The sequence below is a fragment of the Phenylobacterium sp. CCH9-H3 genome (assembly GCF_001557235.1).
Taxonomy (GTDB): Bacteria; Pseudomonadota; Alphaproteobacteria; order Caulobacterales; family Caulobacteraceae; genus Phenylobacterium.
The window spans coordinates 52,926-71,060 of the sequence record NZ_LSJI01000272.1 but is presented as its reverse complement, the minus strand read 5'-3'; the positions used below and the strand labels follow the sequence as shown (position 1 = coordinate 71,060).

At 69.7% G+C, this 18,135-nt stretch carries 18 protein-coding genes; 11 read left to right on the top strand and 7 right to left on the bottom strand.

Features of this window, described 5'->3' with window-relative positions; genetic code table 11:
* Nucleotides 1-1,028, bottom strand: a 1,028-nt coding sequence (locus AX721_RS24200) for a protoglobin domain-containing protein (protein ID WP_197422708.1), incomplete at its 3' end; no start/stop codon positions are given.
* Between the two features lie 350 nt (nucleotides 1,029-1,378).
* On the opposite strand from AX721_RS24200, the gene AX721_RS24195 reads away from it, so the two are divergent.
* The 4 genes from AX721_RS24195 (at nucleotide 1,379) to AX721_RS24180 (ending at nucleotide 6,102) form a co-directional block, all read left to right on the top strand.
* The gene (locus AX721_RS24195; protein WP_068878521.1) at nucleotides 1,379-2,017 is read left to right on the top strand and encodes a response regulator transcription factor; all 639 of its coding nucleotides are present in this window, start codon (nucleotides 1,379-1,381) and stop codon (nucleotides 2,015-2,017) included.
* A gap of 310 nt (nucleotides 2,018-2,327) precedes the next feature.
* Nucleotides 2,328-4,163, top strand: coding sequence for a translational GTPase TypA (gene typA / locus AX721_RS24190; protein ID WP_068878520.1), 1,836 nt, complete (start codon nucleotides 2,328-2,330; stop codon nucleotides 4,161-4,163).
* A gap of 47 nt (nucleotides 4,164-4,210) precedes the next feature.
* Complete coding sequence (locus AX721_RS24185; RefSeq protein WP_068878519.1) at nucleotides 4,211-4,879, top strand: hemolysin III family protein; 669 nt, start codon at nucleotides 4,211-4,213, stop codon at nucleotides 4,877-4,879.
* Nucleotides 4,880-4,884: 5 nt separating this feature from the next.
* Entirely contained in the window at nucleotides 4,885-6,102 is a 1,218-nt protein-coding gene (locus AX721_RS24180) for a sorbosone dehydrogenase family protein (protein WP_231733396.1), read from the top strand.
* Here the strand turns inward: AX721_RS24180 and AX721_RS24175 are convergent, their stop codons facing one another.
* Both AX721_RS24175 and AX721_RS24170 read right to left on the bottom strand, forming a co-directional pair.
* A complete protein-coding gene (locus AX721_RS24175; RefSeq protein ID WP_068878518.1) occupies nucleotides 6,103-6,579 on the bottom strand; it encodes a hypothetical protein in 477 nt (158 codons plus the stop codon).
* Nucleotides 6,580-6,653: 74 nt separating this feature from the next.
* Complete coding sequence (locus AX721_RS24170) at nucleotides 6,654-7,127, bottom strand: GNAT family N-acetyltransferase (protein WP_231733397.1); 474 nt, start codon at nucleotides 7,125-7,127, stop codon at nucleotides 6,654-6,656.
* Between the two features lie 29 nt (nucleotides 7,128-7,156).
* Here AX721_RS24170 and AX721_RS24165 point away from each other — a divergent pair, with 29 nt between their 5' ends.
* Nucleotides 7,157-8,344 (top strand): aminotransferase, encoded by a 1,188-nt coding sequence (locus AX721_RS24165; protein ID WP_068878516.1) that lies wholly within the window; start codon nucleotides 7,157-7,159, stop codon nucleotides 8,342-8,344.
* On the opposite strand, the gene AX721_RS24160 is transcribed toward AX721_RS24165, so the two are convergent.
* Nucleotides 8,313-9,074 (bottom strand): helix-turn-helix transcriptional regulator, encoded by a 762-nt coding sequence (locus tag AX721_RS24160; protein WP_197422707.1) that lies wholly within the window; start codon nucleotides 9,072-9,074, stop codon nucleotides 8,313-8,315. The two genes, AX721_RS24165 and AX721_RS24160, sit on opposite strands and share 32 nt — an antisense overlap.
* Before the next feature lie 75 nt (nucleotides 9,075-9,149).
* Here AX721_RS24160 and AX721_RS24155 point away from each other — a divergent pair, with 75 nt between their 5' ends.
* Together AX721_RS24155 and AX721_RS24150 are read left to right on the top strand one after the other, a co-directional pair.
* Nucleotides 9,150-9,524 (top strand): VOC family protein, encoded by a 375-nt coding sequence (locus AX721_RS24155; protein ID WP_068878514.1) that lies wholly within the window; start codon nucleotides 9,150-9,152, stop codon nucleotides 9,522-9,524.
* Nucleotides 9,521-10,189, top strand: coding sequence for an O-methyltransferase (locus tag AX721_RS24150; RefSeq protein WP_068878513.1), 669 nt, complete (start codon nucleotides 9,521-9,523; stop codon nucleotides 10,187-10,189). The genes AX721_RS24155 and AX721_RS24150 overlap by 4 nt, the downstream gene beginning before the upstream one ends.
* A 164-nt stretch (nucleotides 10,190-10,353) precedes the next feature.
* Here the strand turns inward: AX721_RS24150 and AX721_RS24145 are convergent, their stop codons facing one another.
* On the bottom strand, nucleotides 10,354-11,151 hold the full coding sequence (locus AX721_RS24145; protein WP_068878512.1) for an SDR family oxidoreductase: 798 nt from the start codon (nucleotides 11,149-11,151) through the stop codon (nucleotides 10,354-10,356).
* Between the two features lie 77 nt (nucleotides 11,152-11,228).
* Nucleotides 11,229-11,966 (bottom strand): extensin family protein, encoded by a 738-nt coding sequence (locus tag AX721_RS24140; protein ID WP_231733398.1) that lies wholly within the window; start codon nucleotides 11,964-11,966, stop codon nucleotides 11,229-11,231.
* Nucleotides 11,967-12,043: 77 nt separating this feature from the next.
* Here AX721_RS24140 and AX721_RS24135 point away from each other — a divergent pair, with 77 nt between their 5' ends.
* From AX721_RS24135 to AX721_RS24120, 4 genes are all read left to right on the top strand, one after another.
* Nucleotides 12,044-13,519, top strand: a complete 1,476-nt coding sequence (locus AX721_RS24135) for a M20 family peptidase (protein ID WP_068878511.1) — start codon at nucleotides 12,044-12,046, stop codon at nucleotides 13,517-13,519.
* Between the two features lie 105 nt (nucleotides 13,520-13,624).
* Nucleotides 13,625-14,245: an ATP-dependent Clp protease proteolytic subunit gene (locus tag AX721_RS24130; protein ID WP_068878510.1), complete on the top strand. Its 621-nt coding sequence runs from the start codon at nucleotides 13,625-13,627 to the stop codon at nucleotides 14,243-14,245.
* 151 nt (nucleotides 14,246-14,396) lie between these two features.
* Nucleotides 14,397-16,019 carry an alpha-glucosidase gene (locus AX721_RS24125; protein WP_068878509.1) on the top strand — a complete coding sequence of 541 codons (1,623 nt, stop codon included), beginning with the start codon at nucleotides 14,397-14,399 and terminating at the stop codon, nucleotides 16,017-16,019.
* 17 nt (nucleotides 16,020-16,036) lie between these two features.
* Nucleotides 16,037-17,128: an aromatic ring-hydroxylating dioxygenase subunit alpha gene (locus tag AX721_RS24120; protein WP_068878508.1), complete on the top strand. Its 1,092-nt coding sequence runs from the start codon at nucleotides 16,037-16,039 to the stop codon at nucleotides 17,126-17,128.
* On the opposite strand, the gene AX721_RS24115 is transcribed toward AX721_RS24120, so the two are convergent.
* Complete coding sequence (locus AX721_RS24115) at nucleotides 17,125-18,102, bottom strand: hypothetical protein (protein ID WP_068878507.1); 978 nt, start codon at nucleotides 18,100-18,102, stop codon at nucleotides 17,125-17,127. The genes AX721_RS24120 and AX721_RS24115 overlap by 4 nt on opposite strands.
* Nucleotides 18,103-18,135: the final 33 nt, after the last annotated feature.

Genomic DNA, 18,135 nt, shown 5'->3' with positions numbered 1-18,135 from the left:
AGCAGGTTGGTCTGGAAGGCGATCTCGTCGATCACCCCGATGATCTGGCCGATCTCGCGCGACGACTCCTCGATGTGCGCCACCGACTGCAGCGCGCTGGCGACCACCTGGCCGGACCGTTCGACCTCGGCCTTGGCGTCGCCCACCGTCTGGGTCGCCTGGCCCGCGCTGTGCGCCGTCTTCTTCACCCGACCGTAGATGTCGTCGAGCGCGGCCGCGGCCTGCTCGAGCGCCGCCGCCTGTTGCTCGGTCCGCTGGGACAGGTTGTCGGAGGCGGAGGCGAGTTCGTCGCAGTTCGCGCTCAGGGACCCGCTCGTTCCCATGACCGCCCGCATCGCGGCTTCAAGCTGGCCGAGAGCCGTGTTGAAGTCTTCCCGCAGCTTCCGGTACTCGACCGGCATTTCCGCCGACATCCGGTATGAAAGGTCGCCGTCGGCCAGCGCCGTGGCGGCCTCGCCGACCGACCGGACCACGGTCGAACGTTCTCCGGCCAGCACCTCGGCCTCCGCCTGCCGCCGCGCCGCCTCGGCGGCGGCAAGGTACACCGAGATGGAATAGTCCATGTCCAGCAGCGCCGCCTTCACCAGGGCGCCCGCCTCGGCCGTCACGTCGTCCGCGGCCGATCGCGAGCCGCCGAGCCGCGCCTTCGGCCACCTCGACTTCACCACCGCGCCGATCAACGCCTCGATCAGCATGGCGTAGCCGCCGATATACCAACGCGGTTCCAGCCCGATCCGCGCATGGGTCTCGCCCACCGTGGTGACCGCCTGGATGTAGTGGTCGTCGAACCGGGCGCTCGAGATCGCTTCCCAGTGCGCGAGCTGCCGATCCTTGGCCCGGGCGATCTTCGCCTCGTCGCCGAAGAAGGCGCGGGTCTGGGGCGTGGCGCGAACCTGGTCGTAGAAGGCGTCGAGCGCGGCCGGCAGCTGCGCCATCAGGATCGGCCCCACGGCGCGCAGCCGGGTCGATGCCGCCCCATCGAACCGCATGAACGTCAGGCGCTCATGCAACTCTTCCTGCCACCCCATATCGTGTCCCCCACACAAGATGAGTATATCGCATCAGTAGCCGGCGATTTCCCAACAACAGTCAACCCGGCCGATAGTTCTAGGAAATAGGATATAGATTTATATCTTTCGATATGGCGGCGACCATTCGCCTTTAGGGGGAAATTTTCGTATCTGGTTTAACCTCCGGTCGTTGCATGCCTCTGCTCAAGTGAACTTTCGCGATTGTGGATTGATTTTGATCTACCCGCTCATTACCCACGTACGCCGTAAGGATATTCTAGAGGGAGGCGGCGCTGGTACTGGCGGCGGGCAAGAGTGCGGGCCGTCCGCGTCGGGGATCCGGCCCACCGGAAGTCGAGCCGGCGGCCGTGCGCGAGGGCGCGACGATCGCCGCGCTCATCGTGGAGGAGAAGCCGATCTGCCGCCTCGCGATCGCAGACCTCGTGGCGGAGGTCCAGGGCTCGGGCGAGGTCGGCTTCGCCTCGTCGATGGCCGAGGCCCACCGCTTCACCCGCCACAACCGGACGGGCCTGCTGCTGGTCGACCTGTTCTCCATCGACTTCGATTTCGAAGGCCTGCGGCGTCTGATCGCCCAGAGCCGTGCGCCCGCGATCGCCATCGACGACCGGCCCAATCCAAGCTTCGCGGCCCTGGCCCAGATGGCCGGGACCCGCGGCTATGCTTCGAAGAACTATGAGCTGGACAAGTTCCGCAGCGTAATCCGCGCGGTCGTCGAGGGCGGCGCGCACTTTCCGCACGAGACGTCCGCCAGGCCGCGGCGCTCAGCCCCGGCCAACCGCCAGCTTGGGCTCTCGCCCCGCCAGCTGGACGTCCTCAAGTGCATCGCGGTGGGCATGAGCAACCAGCAGATCGCCAGTTCGCTGGGCATCACGCTGGGCACCGTGAAGCTCCACATCCACGCGATCCTGCGGCTCACCGGCACCCGCAACCGGACGGAAGCGGCGCTGATCGCCGGGCGGTTCCTGGCGCCGATCATCGAGGACTGAGCCCGCAAGCGGGCCAAAAAAAAAGCCGCGCCATCGGGCGCGGCAGTTCAAATCAGGGAGGAAACGCCCAGGAAGGGCGAGAGCGTCAGGGACGCCCTATGACGCTGAAGCTAGTGTGCGGCGCACAAAAATGCAAGCGCCTTTGAGAATCTTTTGTGTCGCGCGCCTGTGCCGCAGCTGTTTTCGCAGCGGAAACAGGATATCACGTTACGTAATCAACCTAAGGCGTTAGGTGCGGCGCACAACAGGCTGGCGGTCTGCCGCGGCTTCCCCTACAAGCGCGCGCCTCCTGAAAGAGACTGCCCCTCCTATGTCGCTCCGAAACATCGCCATCATCGCCCACGTCGACCACGGCAAGACCACGCTGGTGGACCAGCTGCTCGCCCAGTCCGGCGTCTTCCGAGCCAACGAGGCGACGGTCGAGCGGGCGATGGACTCCAACGACCAGGAGCGCGAGCGCGGGATCACTATCCTGGCCAAATGCACGTCCGTGCTCTGGAACGGGGCGGCGGGCGAGACCCGGATCAACATCATCGACACCCCCGGCCACGCCGACTTCGGCGGCGAGGTGGAGCGGATCCTGGGCATGGTGGACGGCTGCGTCCTCCTCGTGGACGCCGAGGAAGGCGTCATGCCGCAGACGAAGTTCGTGCTGGGCAAGGCGCTGAAGATGGGTCTTCGCCCCATCCTGTGCCTCAACAAGGTGGACCGTCCCCATGCCGACCCGGACCGGGTGCTGAACGAGGCGTTCGACCTTTTCGCCGCCATGGGCGCCACGGACGAGCAGCTCGACTTCCCGCACATCTATGCGTCGGGCAAGAACGGCTGGGCCACGCTGGACATGGCCAAGCCCAACGACAACCTGGGCCCGCTCTTCGACCTGATCGTCGACCACGTCCCGCCGCCGAAGGCCGAGCAGCGCAAGGACGAGCCGTTCCAGATGCTGTCGGTCCTGATCGAGAGCGACCCGTTCCTGGGCCGCCTGCTCACCGGCCGGATCGAGAGCGGCAAGGCCGTGCCCGGCATGGCCATCCACGCCCTGAGCCGCGACGGCAAGGAAATCGAGCGCGGTCGCATCACCAAGGTGCTGGCGTTCCGCGGCCTGAAGCGCCAGCCGATCGACGGCGGCGCCGAGGCGGGCGACATCGTCGCCATCGCGGGCCTCTCCAAGGCCACCGTGGCGGACACCCTCTGCGCCATGGAAGTCACCGAGGCCCTGCCGGCCCAGCCGATCGACCCGCCGACCATCTCGATGACGGTCTCGGTCAACGACAGCCCGCTGGCCGGCCGCGAAGGCGACAAGGTGCAGAGCCGGGTCATCGCCGCGCGCCTGCTGAAGGAAGCCGAATCCAACGTGGCCATCCGCGTGACCGAGACGTCCGAAAAGGACGCCTTCGAGGTCGCCGGCCGCGGCGAACTGCAGCTGGGCGTGCTGATCGAAGGCATGCGCCGCGAAGGCTTCGAGGTCTCGATCAGCCGTCCGCGCGTGGTGTTCCAGACCGATCCGGAGACGGGCGAGCGGCTGGAGCCGATCGAGGACGTGATGATCGACGTGGACGACGAGTTCACCGGCATCGTCATCGAGAAGCTGTCGGCCCGTAAGGCCGAGCTGAAGGACATGGGCCCGTCCGGCGCGGGCAAGACCCGCATCAGCCTGATGAGCCCGTCGCGCTCGCTGATCGGCTACCAGGGCGAGTTCCTGACCGACACCCGGGGCTCGGGCGTGCTGAACCGCGTGTTCAGCCACTACGAGCCCTACAAGGGCGCGATCGACGCCGGCCGCAAGGGCGTGCTGGTGTCCAACTCCGACGGCGAGACCGCGGCCTATGCGCTGTGGAACCTCGAGGAGCGCGGCACCATGTTCGTGGGCGCCGGCGAGAAGACCTATCAGGGCATGATCATCGGCGAGAACAGCCGCTCGGACGACCTGGACGTCAATCCGATGAAGGCCAAGCAGCTCACCAACGTCCGCGCCTCGGGCAAGGACGAGGCCGTGCGCCTGACCCCGCCGCGGAAGCTGACCCTCGAGCAGGCCATCGCCTACATCGAGGAGGACGAGCTGGTGGAGGTGACGCCCAAGTCGATCCGCCTGCGGAAAAAGGTCCTGAACCCGTCGTTCCGCAAGAAGCGCGTGAAGGACGAGTAGACAACGCCGCCACGCGCGTGACACGGAGGAGGTCTAGGAGTTTCGCCATGACCTCCCCCGATCGGCCCTACCCGCCCCGCCACTATCCCACGCCGGCCGCGAAATGCGCGGATCTGGTCGTCCACGTCATGGGCCTGACCCTGGCGCTGGTGGGGGGAATCGTCCTGCTGACCCTGGCGGTGATGAAGGGCTCGATCAGCCAGGTCGTGGGCGTCTCGATCTACGCCGCGGGCATCGTGGCCATGTTGGCGTTTTCCACGGCCTACAACTTCGCCAAGCCCCAGTACCGCCCGGTGCTGCGGCGCCTGGATCACGCCGGCATCTTCCTGATGATCGCCGGCTCCTACACGCCCTTCACCCTCAACCTGCCCGGCGCCTGGGGCGTCTGGATGACGGCGGCCGTGTGGGGCATCGCCACGCTCGGCGCGCTGGGGAAGCTGTTCCTGGTCGGCATCGACCGGAAGTTCTGGGTGGTCGTCTATCTGGCGCTGGGCTGGCTGGTGGTCGTGGCCCTGAAGCCGATGATCGACACCCTGGCCTGGTACGCCATGGCCCTGCTGGTCACCGGCGGGGTCCTCTATTCGACCGGGGTGATCTTCTACGTGAACAAGCGCCTGAAGTTCTCCCGCGCCATCTGGCACGGCCATGTGGTGGCCGCGGCCGCCGCCCACTGGTGCGCGGTGCTGCTGGGCGTCGTGCTGGCCTCGCAGAGCTGAGGTCCGTGCGCGGGCTGCTTGCCGCCCTGGCCCTGGCGCTCGTCGCCGGGGCGGCGCAGGCCCAGGGGTACGCCCGCGATGGCCGGACCTGCGACGGCTATCCCCGCGCGCCCATCGAGACGATGAAGGGGATGTGCGCCGGCATCGTCCTGGCCCCGCCCCCGGCCGGCCTGCCGCCCTCCAGGCGCACCCTTCATCTGCCGCGCACCCTGCTGCCTCTCCCGGGCGGCGACTGGCTGGTGGCGGACCTCGGGACCTGGGACCCCGGGCGCGGCTCGGTCTGGCGCCTGACCCCCAGGCCCTCCGGCGAGCCGGGCTTAAGGCGCCTCCTCTCGAAGCTGGATCTCCCCCACACCCTGGCCGTCGGCCCGGACGGCAAGGCCTATCTCAGCGAGATGAGCCGGATCAGCCGGTTCGATCCCGATGCGGCGGACCCGCAGGCGACGCTGACGCCGGTGGTCACCGGCCTGCCCGACAACCGGCTGCACGAGAACCGTCACCCGCTCTCGGCCTTCATCTTCGACGCCGATGGCGCCCTGCTGGTCAATGTGGGAGCCCCCTCCGACCAGTGCCCGCCGCGGCCTGGCGAGGCCCGCTGCGCCGAGGCCGAGCGGCACGCGGCGCTCTGGCGGTTCGCCCCGGCCGGCCCCGGCAAGTGGGCGCCGGAGCCCACAGTCTTCGCCCGTGGCCTGCGCAATTCCCTCGCCCTCGTCCGCACCCGCGCCGGGACGGTCCTGCAGGCGGAGAACAGTATCGACGTGCCCGATCCTGCCTGGCCGCCGGAAGAGCTCAACGTGATCGAGGCGGGCGCGCACTACGGCTGGCCCTACTGTATGGGCGCGGGACAGCCCGCGCCGGCGTGGAAAGCCCGGAAGGTCTCGTGCGCGCCCTTCCGCAAGCCCGGCCGCCTCATGCCGGCGCACGCCGCGCCCCTGGACCTGGTCGAGTATCGCGGCGCCATGTTTCCGGAACTGGCCGGACGGCTGCTGGTCAGCCTGCATGGCTATCGGCCAACGGGCTCGCGCATCCTGGCCTATGCGCTGGACGACGCCGGACGGCCGACGGCGGCCGCGCCGATCGACCTGACGCCGGGCTGGCGGGCCATGAAGGGCCGGCGGCCCAGCGGCGCGCCGGTGGGGCTGTCCGTGGCCGCGGACGGCGCGATCTGGATCGCCGACGATCGCAACGGCGCCATCCTGCGGCTGGCCCGCGACCGGAAATAGCTATTCGGCCGCCATCAGGAACGGCGGATCGTCCCGCCACGCGCGGGGGATGAGGGAGTCCGGCGCCGGCCGGGACCGCAGCATCAGCCCGTTCATCGCCAGGGTCTCGGCCACGACGCAAGCCGCCGCGCCCAGCGGAAACGGCGGTGGGGCGCCCAGCAGGCCGGTCAGCCGCTCGTCCAGGGACCGGTAGTCTTCGGCCTGGGCGCAGCCGAAGGCGTCCAGGATGAGCGCCTCGTCGTCGGTCAGCCGCGGATCGGCCGGGATCGACAGCGTCACCCGCCGCCGGCCACGGGCGCCCAACTGCTGCACGAACGCTTCCAGCATCCGGTAGGCCGCCTGGCCCGAGCATCCGCAGGCCGCTTCGAAGTGGGCCCGCAGGCTATGGCAGGGCGCCGTCAGCGCCAGCAGCCGGACCGTGCGGATCAGCAGGCGCTCGCCGTGCAGGAGGTCGTCGTGGGGCTTGAGGTCGTGCATGGGAGACTCCGGGGAAGTCCGCACCACGCTATTGCTATTGCGAGTCGTTCGCAACTAGAGACTTCGTGGCGCGGTCAGTAAGGCCGCTCCATGAAGACGTCGGCGCGAGCATAGGGCGTCTCCACCGGCGCCAGGTCCTTGAAGCCCATCGCGCGGTACAGGCCGAGCGCCGGGCCGAGGCTGGAGTTGGTCTCCAGGTAGAGCCGCCGCGCGCCCATTTCGGCGCCGGCGTCGATGCAGCGCTGCATCAGCAGGCGCCCCAGACCCGAGCCGCGCAGGTCCTCCGAGACGGTCATCTTCGCGACTTCGTAGCCGCCGTCGTCCATCTTCAGCAGGGCGACGCAACCGACGGGCCGGCCGTCCTTCAGCGCCATGAAGATGCGGCCGCCCTTGTCGATGATCTTGCGCTTCGGGTCGGTCAGGGCCTCCAGGTCCTTGGGCTCCAGCGCGAAATACTTGGAGATCCAGGCCTCGTTCAGCCGGTGAAAGGCCTCGGCATGATGGGGTTCGAACTCGACGATCTCCATGAGGGCCCTCCGGGTGGTCACGGCGGAATTCTGCAGCCAAAATCGCGCCGATGGCCAACGCGATTTTCTCGAACCTGCCCACCACGATCTTCGAGGAGATGTCGGGCCTCGCCCGCGCCCTGGGGGCGGTGAACCTGGGCCAGGGCTTCCCCGACGATCCGGGTCCGCAGGCGGTGCGCGCCAAGGCGGCCGAGGCCGTGCTCGACGGCTATAACCAGTATCCCCCCATGGCCGGCCTGGCCGAACTGCGCCAGGCGGTGGCTAGGCACTACGCGCGTTCGCAGGGGCTGGACCTGGACTGGGCGTCGGAGGTGACCGTCACCTCCGGGGCGACCGAGGCGCTGGCGGCGAGCTTCCTGGCCCTCATCGAGCCGGGCGACGAGGTGGTGGTCTTCCAGCCGTTCTACGACGCCTACCTGCCGCTGATCCGCCGGGCGGGCGGCGTGCCCAAGCTGGTGGCCCTGAAGCCGCCGCACTGGCGCTTCGACCGCGCGATGCTGGAAGCCGCCTTCACGGCCCGCACGCGGCTGGTGGTGTTGAACAATCCGGTGAACCCCACCGGCGTCGTGATCCCCGACGAGGACCTGGCCCTGCTGGCCGAGTTCTGCGTGGCGCACGAGGCCATCGCCGTCTGCGACGAGGTCTGGGAGCAGGTGGTCTTCGGTGAGGCCCGCCACCGGCCGCTGATCGCCTATCCCGGCATGCGCGAGCGGACGGTGAAGATCGGCTCGGCCGGCAAGATGTTCGGCCTGACGGGCTGGAAGGTCGGCTTCCTCTGCGCTGCGCCCGCCCTGACCCACAGCCTGGCCCGCGCGCACCAGTTCCTGACCTTCACGACCCCGCCGAACCTGCAGTCCGCGGTGGCCTGGGGATTGGACAACGCCGCCGACTGGTTCCGCGATATGCCCGTGAGCCTGGAACGGTCCCGCGACCGGCTCGCCGCCGGCCTGGCGCGCGAGGGATTCGCGGTCCTGCCCAGCCAGGGAACCTACTTCCTCAGCATCGATCTGCCGGCCTCTGGCGTCGGCGAGGGCGACCGCGACTTCTGCCTGCGCGCGGTGAACGAGGCCGGTGTGGCGGCGATCCCGGTCTCGGCCTTCTACGAGGCCGAGCCGGTGGCCACCATCGTGCGCCTGTGCTTCTCCAAGGGCGACGCCACCCTGGACGAGGGCGTGGCGCGGCTGGCCCGGGCGCGGGACCTGTCGATCAGAGCGACCCGCGCCACCGCGCCGGCGTGACGCCGAAGGCCTTCTTGAACGCGGCGATGAAGGCGGACGGGCTCTGGTAGCCGGCGTCCAGCGCCGCTTCGGTCACCGGCGCGCCGTTCGACAGCGACACCACCGCCTGCTGCATCCGCGCCCGTCCCCGCCAGGCTTCCAGCGACAGGGCGGTCTCGGCAAGGAACCGGCGCTGGAGAGTGCGGAGGCTAGCCCCGGCGCCCCGGGCAAGTTCGGCCAGCGACGCCTCTGCCCCCGGGTCGGCGAGCAGGCGATCGGCGAAGGCGCGCGCTCGCGGGTCGGTAGGCAGCGGAAGCTCGAACGGCACGGTGGCGGCGTCGGCCAGCAGGTCGACCAGCAAGCCCTCCAGTCGTGCATGCGCCGGCGTATCGGTGTCCAACATCCCCAGCTTCACCACATGCAGGATCAGTTCGCGTAGCAGCGGCGCCACCTCGATAGCCCGGCAGGCGGACAGCCGCGGATCCTCGCCGGCCGGCGCCAGATAGAGGGTGCGCATGGCCACGGTCCCGCGCATCTCGATCTCGTGCGGCACGCCACCGGGCACCCAGATGGCCCGCGTGGGCGGCGCCAGCCAGGCCGCGTCTGGGGTCGAGACCCGCATGGTCCCGCTGGCGGCGTAGACCAGCTGCGCCCAGGGGTGGGTGTGGCGGTCGAGGCGGGCGCGGTCGCGATAGGTGACGGCCAGCCCCCGGACCGGAAAGCCGTCCACGTCGCGGGCGTTCTGGCGCATGAGCGACATAATTCGTCAGACTAGCGCAAGCGCGTCGCGAGACCCAGGCCTAGCTTGTCGGCGAAGGAGCTCGACATGCCCGGAACCCTCCGCCACTTCGCCATCAACGCCGACGACGTCCCCCGCGCCAAGCGGTTCTACGAGGAGGTGTTCGGCTGGACCTTCACGCCGTGGGGTCCGCCCGGCTTCTACCAGACCCGCTCGACCGGCGAAGGCCACCTGGGCGCGCTGCAAGGCCGCCGCGACGTGGGCGGCCAGCGGATGCCGGGCACGGAGATCACCTTCGGCGTCGACGACATCCAGGCCACGGTGAGCGCCATCGAGGCGGCGGGGGGCGTGATCCTGATGGCCCCGTTCCGCATCGAAGGCGTGGGCGAGCTGATCTACTTCCGCGACAGCGAGGGCAACGTCGCCGGAGCCATGCAGTACGAGCGCGAGGCCTGGACATGAGCGTCATCGGCGACGCCGCGCTGAAGGCGCGCATCGAGACGCTGCAGGCGGCCAGCGCCGCTCAGGAGGCGGAGACCATCGGCTACTTCATCGCGCGGGCGCAGAAGGGTGACCTCACCTGGGATGGACTGGACGACGACGCCAACCGGTTCATGGCCGATAAGATGGTGGCCCTGGAGCCGATCAAGGCCGAGTTCTGCCACATGCTGTGCCGTGCGCTGCGCGCCACGCGGGTGGTGGAGGTGGGCACCAGCTTCGGCGTCTCGACCCTCTATCTGGCCGACGCGGTCCGCGCGAACGGCGGCGGGGTCGTGATCGGCACGGAATACGAGCCGGCGAAGGCCGCGCAGGCCCGCGCCAACTTCGCGGCCGCCGGGGTCTCGGATCTCATCGACCTTCGCGAGGGCGACCTGCGCGAGACGCTGAAGGTGATCGAGGGGCCCGTCGATTTCGTCCTGATGGACATCTGGACCGAGATGGCCCGCCCGGCCCTGGAACTGGTCGCACCGCACCTGCGGCCGGGCGCCGTCATCGTCGCCGACAACACCACGCAGTTCCGCGAGGCCTATCGCCACTTCTTTGCGTTCGTCGAGGATCCCAGGAACGGCCTCAAGACCATGACCCTGCCCTTCGATAACGGGCTGGAACTGGTGGTGAAGGTCTAGGCGGTTATCGCTCCTCCCCTGCGCAGCGGGGGAGGTGGACCGGCGCGAACGCGACGACGGAGGGGCGCAAGGCCGACAGTCATCAGAAGCTGCCTCGCGCCCCCTCCGTCAGCTACGCTGACACCTCCCCCGAACTCTTCGGTTCGGGGGAGGAGCTGAAAGCCTCAGCAGGTGCTCCCACCATCCACTACGATCGTCTGTCCCGTGGTCCAGGCGCCGGCGCGCGAGGCCAGGTAGACGGCGGCGCCGGCCAGGTCGTCGGGCTCGCCCAGGCGGCGCAAGGGGGTGCCGGAGCTGGCCCGTTCCTCGCCGGCCGGCGTGTCCCACAGCGCCTTGGCGAAATCGGTCTTCACCAGGCCGGGGGCCACACAGTTGATGCGCACATTGTAGGGGCCCAGCTCCTTGGCAAGGTTCCGCGCCAGCTGCATGTCGGCCGCCTTGGAGATCGCGTAGGCGCCGATCACCTCGGTGCCGCGCAGGCCGCCGATGGACGAGATCACGATGATCGCGCCGTCCTTACGTTCCTTCATCTCGGGGGCCACCATCTGGATCATCCAGTTGTTGGCGATGATGTTGTTAGCCAGGATCTTGGTGAAGGCCTCGTCGCTGATCTCGAGCTGGCTGCCGTAATAGGGGTTGGAGGCGGCGTTGCAGACCAGGATGTCGATCTTGCCGAAGGCCTTGCGGGTCTCATCCATCAGCCGCTGAAGGTCGTCCTTCGAGGAGATGTTGGCCGGGACGGCGATGGCGTGGCCGGGGCTGCGTTCGTTGATCAGGGCGGCGACCTCTTCGCAGGGGCCGGCCTTGCGCGAGCTGATCACCACCTTGGCGCCCTGCTGGGCCATGCGCTCGGCGATCGCCCGGCCGATGCCCCGCGACGAGCCGGTGATCACGGCCACCTTGCCGGTCAGGTCGAACAGACCGTTGACGCTCACAGGCGGGGCTTCGAGAACTTGGCTCATCGGGGCGTCCTTCCAAACGGTTGTTTGAGTTGCGGCCATTTGCGTCAGGCGCTGCCGCGAGGTCAAGGCGGCCCCGGTCAGCGGCAGGCCCGGAACCGACCCATGTCGAGATGCAGGTGGTCGCGGTGGGCGGCGTTGTAGTCCGGGCTGAGGACCGCGGCGAACCAGGGGCAGGCGCCGTCGCGGACGCGCCGCAGGAAACGCCCGTCCGCGCCCTCGTCCCGGAAGTCGCCCAGCACGCTCACCCGCCGGCCCGATGCGGTGCGGAAGGCGGCGACGTCCAACGCGTTGGCATAGGCGTGCTGACTGCGGGCGCCCGTAGCGCGGCCATAGAGGTTGCGACAGGCATAGGTCCCATAGTGCTCGACACGAGTCACCGGCTCGCCCAGCTCGGCGCGGGCGGCGGGCTGCACGGCATGGCGTGTCCAGAAGGCGTAGGCCAGGGCCTGCTGGCACGTCATCACCGGGGCGGCCGGCGAGAGCGAGCCGCCCTGCAGCCGCACCGTGTTCCGGGTCGCGCAGGCGCCGCTCACCCGGTCGGGCTCCTCGACGAACGCCACGCCGCCTTCGGCGAGCACCGCGCGGCACCGGCCCGGGTCGTGGGCGGCCGCGGCGAACTTCATGCCGGTCGCCAGACCCACCGGCTGATCGAGGCGCAGCGGCGTCCAGGGCAGGTCCTCCGGCGGCGCCCAGCGCGCGACGGCAAGGCCCAGCAGCAGGGCGGCGATCGCCAGGTCGACCAGCACGGACCAGAGACCGGCGACGGCCAGGGCTTCCGGCGAGGGCGGCGTCAGGCGGAGGGCGAGGGGAGGCACCTCTGCGAAATGGCGGCTGCGCCTTGCGGTTCAACGGGCGAGCGTCGAGGATCGGGAGAAAGGGGAAGGGTTCCAGCATGCGTATCGTCGGGCGGATCGCCCTCGGCCTCGCGGCCGCGCTGATCGTGCTTGTCGCGGTGGTCCTGGTGCGGACCTTCACGTTCAGGCCGCCCGCCGCCGCGGACACGGCGGCCATCAGCGTCGCCGCGCCCATCGCCGTCGACGTGGCCGGCGCGGCCCAGCGGCTGAGTCAGGCGATCCAGATCCCCACCGTCCGCCACCAGGATCGCGCCGAGGACGTCGATGCCGAGTGGACGAAACTCCACGCCCTGCTGGCGGCGAACTATCCCGCCGCCCACGCCGCCATGGCGCGCGAGGAGGTGGCCAGCCGGACGCTCGTCTACACCTGGACCGGAACCGACAAGACGTTGGCTCCCATCGTCCTGATGGCGCACCAGGACGTGGTGCCGGTGACGCCGGAGACCGAGAAGGACTGGAAGTATCCGCCCTTCGGCGGGACCATCGCCGAGAACGCCGTCTGGGGCCGCGGCGCGATCGACGACAAGGGCTCGCTCATCGGCATCTTCGAGGCGTTGGAGACCCTGGCGAAACAGGGCTTCAAGCCGCGCCGCACGGTCATGATCGTCTCCGGCGGCGACGAGGAGGTGGCCGGCCAGGGCGCCAGCGCCGCCGCCGCGCTGCTGAAGTCCCGCGGGATCACCGCCGAGTTCGTGCTGGACGAGGGCCTGGCGGTCATCAACGACAACCCCATCAGCGGCGGCAAGGTGGCCGTTATCGGCACAGCGGAGAAGGGCTACGGCACGCTGCGCGTCACGGCGAAGGCCGCCGGCGGCCACTCGTCGTCGCCGCCAGCCGACGCGGGCGGCGTGGTGAACCTGTCGCGGGCGGTGGTGGCGATCGCGGACGATCCGTTCCCCATGGCCTTCCAGGGCCCCGGCGCAGAGATGGTCAAGACGCTGGCCCCCGAGGCGCCGTTCGTGGTGCGCATGGCTGTGGCCAACGAATGGCTGTTCGGCGGCCTGCTGGCCAAGCAGGTCGGCGCGACCCCGCCCGGCGCCGCCCTGCTGCACACCACCATCGCCCCGACCATGCTGAAAGGCAGTCCGAAGGAGAATGTCCTCCCGCAGGACGCCACCGCGTGGATCAATTACCGCATCGCGCCCGGCGACACTTCGGAGACGGTGATGGCGCGGGCCAAGGCGGCGGTGGGCGACCTGCCGGTGACCCTGGCCTGGAACGCCCCGCCCAACGAGCCGTCGCCGGTGTCGTCCTCCAGTTCGTGGGGCTGGAAGGTGGTCGCGGCCACCGCGGGCGCCGTGGCCCAGGCCCCGGTCGCCCCCAGCCTGGTGACCGCGGGCACCGACAGCCGCTTCCTCACGCCCGTGGCCAAGGACGTCTACCGGTTCCAGCCGGTGGAGTTCGACCTGGCGGACGTCCAGATGATCCACGGCGTCAACGAGCACATCGCGCTCGGCAACCTGGAGAAGATGGTCCAGTTCTACGCCCGGCTGGTGCTGACCGCGGCGCGGTAGGCGCGGAATCGTCATCCGCCGCTTGCCGACACGCGTCCGGACCAATAGCTGTTGGGGGACATAACTCCCGCCGCGGGTCGCGGCGACAAGACAGGGCTGCCCAAGATGCTGAAGTGGATCTCCTACCTCGACGACGAAGACGGCGACGACGAGGACAAGGGCCGCCTGCCCGACATGCCCATGACCTCCGGGCCGGTCCAGAACGCGCTGTTCAAGTCGCGGACCGTGCTGATCTTCGGCGAGATCGACATGCGCCTGGCCGAGCGGGTCACCGCCCAGATCACCGCCCTCGCCAGCGAGAGCGACAAGCCGATCCGGGTGATCATCAACTCGCCGGGCGGCCACGTGGAAAGCGGCGACACCATCCACGACATGATCCGCTTCTGCGGCAACCAGGTGAAGGTGATCGGCACCGGCTGGGTGGCCAGCGCCGGCGCACACATCTTCCTGGGCGCGACCAAGGAAAACCGGCTCTGCCTGCCCAACACCCGCTTCCTGCTGCACCAGCCCGCCGGCGGCGTGCGCGGCCAGGCCTCGGACATCGAGATCGAGGCGGAAGAGATCATCAAGATGCAGGAGCGGCTGAACCGCCTCATCGCCCGCGAGACCGGCCAGACCTATGAGAAGGTCGTCAAGGACACCCAGCGGAACTTCTGGATGAGCGCCGAGCAGGCCGTCGAATACGGGCTGGTCTCCAAGATCGTCACCGACGCGTCGGAAGTCTAGTTCCTCCCCTTCGGGGGAGGTGTCGCCGCAGGCGACGGAGGGGGCTTCCGTTCAGATGGATCGGCAGCCCCTTTTTCTTGAGCGCAGGTGGAGTTTTGAGCGGAAGCCCCCTCACCGGCTTCGCCGGAGCTCCCCCTGAGGGGGAGCAACGATGACCGGCGAACCCTGGTGGAAGGGCGCGATCCTCTACCACGTCTACGTCCGCAGCTTCTTCGACTCCGACGGCGACGGCCACGGCGACCTGCCCGGCGTCCTGGCCAAGCTGGACTACATCCAGAGCCTGGGCGTCGATGGCCTGTGGCTGTCCCCGATCCACCCATCGCCGAACCGCGACTGGGGCTACGACATCGCCGACTTCGAGGGGATCCAGGGCGATTACGGCACGCACGAGGATTTCCAGCGCCTGCTCGACGCGGCGCATGCGCGCGGCCTGAAGGTCGTGCTGGACGAAGTGCTCAGCCACACCTCCGACGTGCATCCCTGGTTCGTGGAGAGCCTGACCGGCGGCAAGGACGGGCCCAAGGCCGACTGGTACGTCTGGGCCGACCCCCGGGAAGACGGCACGGCGCCGAACAACTGGCTCAGCGTGTTCGGCGGCCCGGCCTGGGCCTACCAGCCGGCGCGGCGCCAGCACTACCACCACAAGTTCCTGCGCCAGCAGCCCAAGCTCAACTGGCGCTCTCCCGGCGCCCGCGAGGCGGCGCTGTCGGTGCTCGACTTCTGGCTCGCCAAGGGCGTCGACGGCTTCCGGCTGGATGTCGCCGGCACGTTCCTGCACGACGCGGCGCTGACCCCCAACCCGCCCGTGCCCATGGCGGAGCGCCGCGGCTACCACTGGTCCCACGCCGGCAACCTGCAGCTCCACTGGTACGACTCCAATCTGGAGGAGAACGTCGAGACGCTCGACGTCATCCGCCGCCGGGTCGAGGCGCACGACGGCAAGGGGAGCGGCGAGCGCTTCGTGTTCGGCGAGTTCTCGGAGGAGGAGGCGCGCTGCGGCGCCTATCTCCCGCCGGCCCATGGCCTGCACTCCGGCTACACCTTCGTGATGCTGCTGGCGCGCAAGCTGGAGGCCGGTTTCGTGACCCAGCACTTCGAGACCCTGGCCGCCTATCCCGACCACTGGCCGACGATCAGCTTCTCGAACCACGACGTGCCGCGCACGGTCAGCCGTCTCGGCGGCACCGACGCCTCGCCCGAACTGGCCAAGATGCTCTTCGCCCTGCTGATCAGCCTGAAGGGCACGACCCTGATCTACCAGGGCGAGGAGCTGGGCCTGCCGCAGGCCGCCCTGACCCGCGATCAGCTGCGCGACCCGGTGGGCGACCTCTACTGGCCGTACGACGGCGGCCGCGACGGGTGCCGCACGCCCATGCCCTGGACGGCCGGGCCGCAGATGGGGTTCACCGATGGGGAGCCTTGGCTGCCCCTGGCCGAAGAGCATCGCGGCCTGTCCGTGGAGGAGCAGGGTGAGGACCCGGACTCCCCGCTCAGCTTCTCCCGGGAAATGATCGCCCTGCGCAGGGCGACCCCTGCGCTCCGGCTGGGCCAGATCGAGTTTGTCGCGACGGCCGATCCGGTCGTGGCCTTCATCCGCCGCCACGAGGGCGAAGAGATCGTCTGCGTCTTCAACTTCGGGCGCGATCCCCAGGTGTTCGCCCATCCCTCCCTGGAGCGGGCCGAGCTGCTGCCGCTGCGCGCCGGGGAGGCGGACCTGCGCGGCGGTTCGGTGGGGCTGTCGCCCCACGCGGCGTGCTTCCTGCGACTGATATAGCCGGCTAAAACAAGCGCATGCCTGATGGAGACCCCCGAACGGCCCGGGCGGACGTCCGCTTTGGCCGCGGCTTCCTCACCGACGCCTGGTACTTCGCGGCCATGTCCGCCGACCTGAAGCCGGGCCGGCTCAGCCGCGTGGAGCTGCTGGGCGAGCCGGTGGCGCTGGGGCGCTCCAGGGGCGGCCAGCTCTTCGCCCTGCGTGACGTCTGCCCGCACCGCGCCGCGCCCCTGTCGGCCGGGCGCTTCCACAAGGACGAGCTGGGGGTGGAGACCGTGGCCTGCCCGTACCACGGCTGGCGGTTCCGCGCGGACGGCGCCTGTGCGGCGATCCCCTCGCTGACCGCGGACCAGGCCCTGGACGTCTCGCGCATCCAGGTGCGGCGGTACGCGGTGGCCGAGAGCCAGGGCATGGTCTTCGTCTGGGTGGGCGCTACTCCCCTGGGCGAGCCGGACCAGCCGCCGCCCCTGTTTCCCGGCGTGGTGGGCGGGTCCCCGAAACTCGTCGACCGCATGGTGTTCGACGCCCACGTCGACCAGGCCGTGGTCGGCCTGATGGACCCGGCCCACGGGCCCTACGTCCATCGTCAATGGTGGTGGCGCACGGCGGGCAGCGAACACGACAAGGAAAAGCGGTTCGAGCCGCGCGAGAGCGGCTTCGCCATGATCCGGCATGCGCCGTCCAGCAACAGCCGCGCCTACGCCATACTGGGTGGGCGGCCCGAGACGGAGATAACCTTCCGCCTGCCGGGCTTGCGCTGGGAACATGTGACGGTGGGCAAGCGCCAGGTGCTCTCTCTCACCTGTCTGACACCCATGGACGACAACCGGACCCAGGTGACCCAGATCGTCTGGTCGGATCACCCGGCTTTCAGCCTGCTCGGGCCCGTGATCGCGCGGATGGCGCGGACGTTCCTGCGCCAGGACGGCGACATGGTGAAGCTGCAGAACCAGGGCCTGAAGCACGACCCGACGCTGCTCTGGATCGACGACGCCGACCGCCAGGCCAAGTGGTACCAGGCGTTGAAACGCGAGTGGATCGCGAGCCGCCGCGAAGGGCGGCCCTTCGAGAACCCCGTCGAGCCCGCGACGCTGCGCTGGCGGTCCTAAGCGGCCGCGCGGGGCGCGGTCAGGCGCACCAGCGCCGGATCGTCCACACGGATCGGCGCGAAGCCGCGGGCGGAATTCCAGTCGACCTGGGCGCCGAGCGCGGCCACCGCCTGCGGCGCCTCGACCTTGGTCAGCTGAAGCTTGCGCAGGGCCTCGACCGGAACCTTCACGTGGAGCACCGGCTGCAGGTCCGTCTCGGCCAGGCCACCGGGCCGGCAGACGCGGGCCAGGATCTCCACGGAGGGCACGTGCGCCGCCTGCAGGATCTCGGCGGCGGCCCGCAGCGCCGCGGCGCAGGCGTTGGCGAGGTGGAGCTCGCAGCGATCGGCGTCCGCCACGGGGGCATAGCCGGCGCTCGTGCACGCCTCGTCAGGCAGGGCGTCGTACTCCCAGAGATCGATCTGGCCGATCAGTCGGCTCTTTCCTTCAGAGTAGAGGCGAAAGCCCTCGACCACGTCCTTGAGGGCCGCGGCCGCGCCGTTTGCCTTCAGCACCCCGGCGATGGCCTCGATCTTGAGCTCGCGCACGTCGGGAGCGAGAGCCAGCATGCGATTGTGCGCGTCGGCCTGCGACTTGGCGAGGGCGTAGAGCTCGGCGTCGGCCTTGGCGGCTTCCACCACCTTCTCCATCAGCGCTCGGCGTTTTTCCCGTTCCAGGCCCAACAGCGCATCGATCAGCGACGGCCGGTAGTTGGCGAGCTTCTGGCGCGCCACGGCCGAGACGGCGTCGCGGGCCACCGTCGGGACCACTGGCCCCTCGGCCTCCAGCCGGTCCCAGTCGATGCGCTCGAACTCGACCTGATGGACCTTGGACAGCCGCTGGATCAGCGCGTCATAGGCCTCGATCTCGCGGCGGCTCGGTCGGCGCCGCTCGGCCGTCCGGAGCCGACGGTCGCGCTCCCGGATACCTCGGCCCGCGACCCGGTCGATCCGACTCATCGCCGCGATGATCTGCGCCGGACCCTGAGAGGTCATGGTGCTTCATCCCTATTCGCGGCGTTTTGCCGC